The 2,109-nt window shown below is 40.1% G+C and carries 2 protein-coding genes; one reads left to right on the top strand and one right to left on the bottom strand.

Translation table 11 applies throughout. The features are described from left to right. Window positions 1–5: 5 nt before the first annotated feature. On the bottom strand, window positions 6–1,517 hold the full coding sequence (locus ACYTXL_RS12715; RefSeq protein ID WP_461925067.1) for a BamA/TamA family outer membrane protein: 1,512 nt from the start codon (window positions 1,515–1,517) through the stop codon (window positions 6–8). 195 nt (window positions 1,518–1,712) lie between these two features. On the opposite strand from ACYTXL_RS12715, the gene ACYTXL_RS12710 reads away from it, so the two are divergent. Continuing rightward, window positions 1,713–2,109: DUF4870 domain-containing protein (locus tag ACYTXL_RS12710; RefSeq protein ID WP_461925066.1), on the top strand; the 397-nt coding region annotated here is incomplete at its 3' end.

The following is a 2,109-nucleotide window of genomic DNA, read 5'->3' as shown; positions in this document are numbered from 1 at the left end:
TGGGATTAAAATCGCTGACCTGTGGTAACTTCAAATCTAACTTCTCCTTGGTCGCTAATTCCGAAGTCGCCTCGAATCAGCCCAAAGGGTGACTTGACTCGTAATCCTAAGCCGTAACCAAAGCCACTTCCAGGTTTGTCTCGCAGCACTCCTGGTTCTCCTAGCACGGTGTCGCTAGATCCGAAATCTGAGGCGAAGTCAGTAAAGAAAACTCCTCCGATTGACTGAAAAATTGGGAAACGATATTCCAGCGAAGCTAAACCATAACTTCGACCACTGGCCACTTTACCATAACCGTAACCCCTAACAGAATCTAGTCCGCCAATATTAAAGGCATCAGCTGGTGGAAAGTCCCCAATAGTTGTGCCAATTTGTAAATTAATCGCCAACATTTCTGGATTATCAGTTGGTCTACCCTTACCTATCCAACTGACTGGTAAATACTTAATATAGTTTCCCCGTAGGCGGTTGCTGGAAATATTGCCCAGTCCAATAGGAATCGCTTGTTCTGTGCTGAGGGTGAGGATTGATCCTTGAGTGGGATTGTCTCGGCGATCGCGTTGATCTTTGGATACAGCAAATGATATTGTAAATAGATCATCAATGCCAGTACCGCTCACAGATAGGGGACTCCCTAAGCTATCGACCTGTGCAACGTTATATTCGTGATCGCGTAGGCTAATTCTGGTATAGTTGAGAGCCACTGATGTATCCCAATCATCAAAAGCTCCTAAAACTCCCACAGAACCGCCAAATCTTCCCTCTCGCACTCTGTCGCCGTTAGATAATCTGATATCTTCGTTGAAGGTTCCCGATATATCTCGACGGCGAAAAGCTCTAATGCTATAGCCTAAGCGGTTTGGTTCATCACGACGATAAGGGCTAGTGAATTGACCATTAAACTGGACATCTTTACTGCTTATCTGCAAAAGTGTATCTAATTTATCGTTAACACCACTGACATTCGCATCTTTATAACCTACTCGACCGTATAGCCCAACGTCATCGTTATTACCGCCTCCTAAGAGTAGAGAAGGGAAGCTACGCTCTTTGATTTCATAGATGATATTAACGCTAGAAACATCTTCTTCAGGGTAAACATTGACTTTATCAAATGACTCTAATCTTCTCAATCGTTGCAAGTCTACTTCAAGTAAATCTTTACGAAATACCTGGCCAGGTTTGAGTCTCAGCAGACCTATGATAAAATCTTTCTGAGTACGCCCTTTAATCGGTTGACCTTTATCATCGCGCCATTCACCTTTTTGGTTAATAAAACGAATCTGGATATCTTTGACAACTTTCTGAGAAAATTCCATCGCCTGGGTATGTACTGAAGTCGCTCTTATATAATCACCATATTTAGCATACCCTCCCTCTATCTGGATTGTAGCCTCTGGTGTCACAATCCCACCAGCCCCATCCTGAGTAGAAGATTGCAAGTCTGCAAGGGCTTCTCGATTTTCCGTACCCACTAACATTAGTGCGATCGCAACTACAATTATTTTAACTAGCATATTGAAAATCCGTTACTTATTAAGCTTATGACATAGAAGTTGCGCTGCTGCCAGGAGAAGGCATAGTCTGGGAAATAGAACCAATGCCCGAAAATTATGATCGAGAAATACTTAGATTTTAAGCTCTTGTTTGGCTTTTTTATAGATAATTACAGTGGAGCATTATTTATTAAATCCACTTACATATAAAAAGCCATGAGAGAAAAACCTAAACAACAAATGCGTATCTGGGCGATGTTGTGTCATTTTTCGGCTTTGTTGGGGTGGATATTATTGTTTTTTTTGGTATTTATTGGAATCCCTTTATATTTACCCCTAAATCTTTTAGCTCCGTTGATGATTTGGCGATTTAAAAAAGCACAATATCCCTGGATTGATTTTCAAGGAAAGGAATCATTGAATTTTCAAATTACTTGGACATTATATACTCTAATTCTCATGGTAATCTCCTTATTTGTGGTGTTAACTACTTTTAGTTTGGCAGCGACTATTAATGGTTCAGTTAATCAACTAAAAATAATTCTAGATACTTTACTAATTGTGTTCATGTCATTAATTTTATTAATCCTAATAGGACAATCATTTGTAGTGA

The organism is Nostoc sp., from assembly GCF_054880495.1.
The sequence above is the reverse complement of the archived record's forward strand: the minus strand, read 5'-3'. Positions and strand labels throughout refer to the sequence as shown.